The organism is Streptomyces sp. NPDC058964 (assembly GCF_042741275.1).
Taxonomy (GTDB): Bacteria; Actinomycetota; Actinomycetes; order Streptomycetales; family Streptomycetaceae; genus Streptomyces.
In genome coordinates, this window is sequence record NZ_JBHYKH010000654.1 from 1 (window position 1) to 4,382 (window position 4,382).

Here is a 4,382-nt window from a genome sequence, read left to right on the forward strand (position 1 = left end):
GACGCGTCTTTGTTTTATAAGACACCGGTACTGCCCCTTGAACCGCTTGGCCAGGTGTTCGACGATCCGCTGGTCCCAGTCGTCGCCGCCCAGGTGGGTGTCGCCGTTGGTGGCCTTCACCTCGATGACGCCGTCGCCGATCTCCAGGAGGGAGACGTCGAAGGTGCCGCCGCCGAGGTCGAAGACGAGGACGGTCTGCTCCTCGCCGCGGTCGAGACCGTAGGCGAGGGCGGCGGCCGTCGGTTCGTTGATGATCCGGAGCACCTTGAGGCCGGCGATCTCCCCGGCCTCCTTGGTGGCCTGTCGCTGGGAGTCGTCGAAGTACGCCGGTACGGTGATCACCGCGTCGGTGACGTCCTCGCCGAGGTAGGCCTCCGCGTCCCGCTTCAGCTTCTGCAGCACCCTGGCCGACAGCTCCTGGGCGCGGTAGCGGGTGCCGTCGACGGAGCCGCTGTCGGGGAAGCGCCAGTGCGCGTCGCCCATGTGGCGCTTGACCGACCGTGCCGTGCGCTCCACGTTCGTCACGGCCTGCCGTTTGGCGACCTCGCCGACCAGCACCTCGCCGTTCTTGGCGAAGGCCACGACCGACGGTGTGGTCCTCGCCCCCTCGGCGTTGGCGACGACGGTGGGCTCGCCGCCCTCCAGTACGGCCACCACCGAGTTCGTAGTCCCGAGATCGATACCGACAGCGCGTGCCATGTCCGTCCCCTTCCGCCCGGCGCTTCCCAGACTCCAGCACAAAACTTGAGCGGGCTGTTGTCAATGCCGGGTACCCCGGAACGGCGATGCCGCGCCCGGTGCGGACGCGGCATCCGGTGCGGGCGAGGTCAGGCGAGCTTCGCCGACAGGGTGATGGTGGTGCCGGTCAGTGCCTGGCTGACCGGGCAGTTCTTCTTGGCGTCCTCGGCGGCCGCGGCGAACCCGTCCTCGTCCAGGCCGGGCACGGTGCCCTCGACGGTGAGGTGGATGCCGGTGATGCCCTCACCCGGCTGGAAGGTGACGTCGGCCGAGGTGACGAGCTTGGTGGGCGGGGTGCCGGCGCCGGTCAGACCGTGCGACAGCGCCATGGAGAAGCAGCTGGAGTGGGCGGCGGCGATCAGCTCCTCGGGGCTGGTCTTGCCGTTCGCCTTCTCGGCGCGCGACGGCCACGACACCGGCTGCTGGCCGATGCCGGAGGAGTCGAAGGTGACGACACCGTTGCCCTCGATCAGGTTGCCTTCCCAGACGGTGTGTGCGGTGCGCGTGGTGGCCACGGTTGTTCCTTTCGCGTGGGATCCCCATTCCGGGTTCTGCGTGTCCCATCCGATCACATCCGGACTCACTGCACCTTGAAGACGGGCCCACGCGGGGTGAACGGCAGCCGGCCGCCCTGCGGGATCAGATAGGCGTGCTCGCGCCGGACCCGCAGCACGTCGCACCAGCCGTCGGTGATGACCAGCACCGGCGCGCCGGGCGGGAAGTCGTCCGCGCGGTGCAGCAGGTCGATCCCCGGTTGCAGGACCGTGCCGCCGCGGCCGTGCACCCGTACCCGGCCGGCGATCTCGGTGACGGGCAGATAGCCGGCGTCGTGCGGGGCTGCGTCGCAGAAGACCACCCGGGCGGCCGGTACGTCGCGGGCCTCGGCGTAGGAGGCGATCGCGCCCAGTGCCTTGCCGAGCAGGGTGCGGTCCATGGAGCCCGAGGTGTCGAGGACCACGCCGAAGGTGCAGCGGGCGACCTCCTCGGGAGGGAAATGGCGTCCCGCGCGCGGGATGCCGGGGGTGGAGGCCTGGCGGCGGGAGGGGCGGGCGTACGTGCGTACCGCCTCGGGGCGGGGGACGAACTCGTCGAACCAGCGGGCCAGTCGGGCGTCCCAGGGCAGCGGCGGGTGGCTGAGCGCGCGGATCTCCTCGACGAGGCCGCCGGGCAGGAAGCCGCGCTCCTGCTGCTGGTGCAGGTCCAGGCCCCGGCTCAGGCCGCGGCGGTAGAACTCGTCCAGGTCGGCGTAGTCGCCGGGCGGGCCGAGGGGGGCGCCGAGCAGGTCGCCGAGGCCCTTGCCGCGCAGGGTGGCCAGGCGGCGCATGCGGCGCAGGTCCCCGGCGATCCGGTCGTACACCTCCTCGGCGGACAGGCCGGTCAGCTCCGGGTCGAAGAGCGCACCTTCCGGCATCGTGCCGACGCCCATCTCGTTCAGCCAGCCGTTGATGACGTAGTCGCAGGCGACGTTGAAGAGGTAGTGGTCGCGGGTGCCGCAGCGGTCGCCGTGGCGCAGGGCGGCGTGCAGCATCTCGTGGGCGAGGACGAACCGCCACTCCTCGTCGTCCATGGTGCGCAGTGGGTTCACGTAGATCTCGCCCGCGTCGGCGTTGACGGCGGCCACGGAGATGTCGTGGGCGCGGGCCAGGCCGGCGTCGGCGACCAGCCTGATGCCGGCCGCGATGCCACCGAGCAGCGGATAGGAGGAGACGAACCAACGCAGGGCCTTCTCCCAGGGGTGCACCGGGGTCGCGGCGCCGGACATCGAGTCGCGGCGGCCGCCGGCCAGTTCCATCGCGGTGGCCATGGTGCTGGTGAGCTCGTGTGCGAAGGCGAGCTGCCAGTCGGGGGTCCGTCCGCCCCACTTGCGCCAGGGCACGAGGAGCTGGTCGGGCTCGCCGCCGGCCGTGCCGCAGCGCTCGTAGGCGGCGGGGATGCCGGTACGGCGCCACTGTGCGGCGAGCCGTTCCTCGTCGCCGTCGGGGTATGTGCCGGGCAGGTGGTCCGGGGCCCGGCCGACGGTGAAGGTGCTGAGGAAGCGGTTGACGACGGTGCAGCGGGCGGCGAGGTCGAAGCGGTCCGGCTGGATGCGTGCGCCGGTCGCGGCGGGCAGGTGTCCGAAGCCGAGGTGGAGGGCTCCGTGGGCGAGGGCCCAGGCCCATTCGCCGGGTTGGGCGTGGCGGGTGGGGTGGGCGTGGACGACGCCGTCGGAGTCGACACGGAGCAGTCCGTCATGGGGCGTGGCCTCGCACTTCTCCTGACGGCATGTCGTGAAGTCGAGGGCGCGCAGGGCGGAGTTGGCCCGCATCATCATGAGTCCGGCCGCGAACGCCTCCGCCGCGGCGTCCTTCTTCCGCGCCTTGGCGCCGCGGCCACGGCTCATCGGCGCGCCTCCACCAGGCGGGGCATGTCGCGGGCGGCCTCGATCAGGAACCAGGCGGGCAGGACGGGGTTGCCGTCGGCGTCGGAGGCGATGACGCTCTGCGCGACCTCGACCGATATCTCGGCCAGCTGGATGAGCAGGGACTTGGCGCGGTGGGCGGTCTGCCGTCCGGTGGCCGACATGTGCTCCTTGCCGGCGGGGAGTTCCTTGATCAGGCGGCCACGGAAGGACTCGGCGAGGTAGTAGAGCAGGTCGCGGTCCTCCAGCCGGTGCGGCCAGCCGGCGTCGCCCTTGAGGATGGCCTCGATGCCGAAGCGACTGCGGACGATCTTGACGTAGCCGCAGAAGGCGGTGGCGTGGGCGGGCGTGACCGTGCCGTGGGCGAGGACCTTCAGGGTGTCCTCGTCGAGATCGCGGCCGAAGGAGTGCAGGGCGTCGGAGAGCATGTGCCAGGAGCGCGGGGTGGAGAACGGCTCCTCGGTCTTGGGCGGCTTGGACCACAAGTGGTCGGGCCGGTCGGTGAGATGGTCCAGGATCCACGGGTGGATGCCGTTGTCCGCGGCCCAGGCCAGCCAGTCGTGCGCGGAGGCCTCCAGGTGGACATGGGTGAGGCGGTTGACGAGGGCGGAGGCGATGGGCCGGGCGAGGGCGTTGTCGGTGGCGCGGTTGCCGGCACCGATGACGATCGAACCCCGCGGGAGTTCGTAGTTGCCGATACGGCGGTCGAGGATCAGCGAGTAGAACGCCTTCTGCACGTCCGGGGTCGCCGCGTTCAGTTCGTCCAGGAACAGGCAGTACGGCTCGTCGCGCGCGATGGTCTCCGGCGGGCAGAACACCGACCGCCCGTCGCGGATCTGCGGGACGCCGATGAGGTCCTCGGGGGCGAGCTGGGTGCCGAGCAGGCTCACGCACTCCAGGCCCAGCGACTTGGCGAACTCCCTCACCAGGGAGGACTTTCCGATGCCGGGGGCGCCCCAGACGAAGACGGGCCGGACGGTGGCCAGGCCGAGCAGCAGCTCGGGGATGCGGGCGGGAGTGACGGTGACGGCAGCCTGCAAAGCAGGAGCTCCTTGGGGGTGTTCGAGTGGATTGCCGGTGCTTCGGCCGGTGTTGTGACTCGAACAGTGTGTGGGTACGGCCGTGTTGGCGCAGCCGATTTTCAGGCGGCCCGGCGGTCGTCCACGGGCTGCGCCCGGTCCGGGATGGGGGGGCCCGGGGGCGCGCGCACCCCCCGGCGCCCGGCGCGGTGGACCGTCTCGGAGCC

The 4,382-nt window shown here is 71.5% G+C and carries 4 protein-coding genes; all 4 read right to left on the minus strand.

Going from position 1 to position 4,382, the window contains the following annotated elements:
• Positions 1-699: Hsp70 family protein (locus ACFW2E_RS42320; RefSeq protein ID WP_384476126.1), on the minus strand; the 699-nt coding region annotated here is incomplete at its 3' end.
• Positions 700-827: 128 nt separating this feature from the next.
• Positions 828-1,253, minus strand: a complete 426-nt coding sequence (locus ACFW2E_RS42325) for an OsmC family protein (RefSeq protein WP_384476129.1) — start codon at positions 1,251-1,253, stop codon at positions 828-830.
• 65 nt (positions 1,254-1,318) lie between these two features.
• Positions 1,319-3,118, minus strand: a complete 1,800-nt coding sequence (locus ACFW2E_RS42330) for a hypothetical protein (RefSeq protein WP_384476132.1) — start codon at positions 3,116-3,118, stop codon at positions 1,319-1,321.
• Entirely contained in the window at positions 3,115-4,176 is a 1,062-nt protein-coding gene (locus tag ACFW2E_RS42335) for an ATP-binding protein (RefSeq protein ID WP_384476135.1), read from the minus strand. Before ACFW2E_RS42335 ends, ACFW2E_RS42330 begins: the two co-directional genes overlap by 4 nt.
• Positions 4,177-4,382 lie beyond the last annotated feature (206 nt).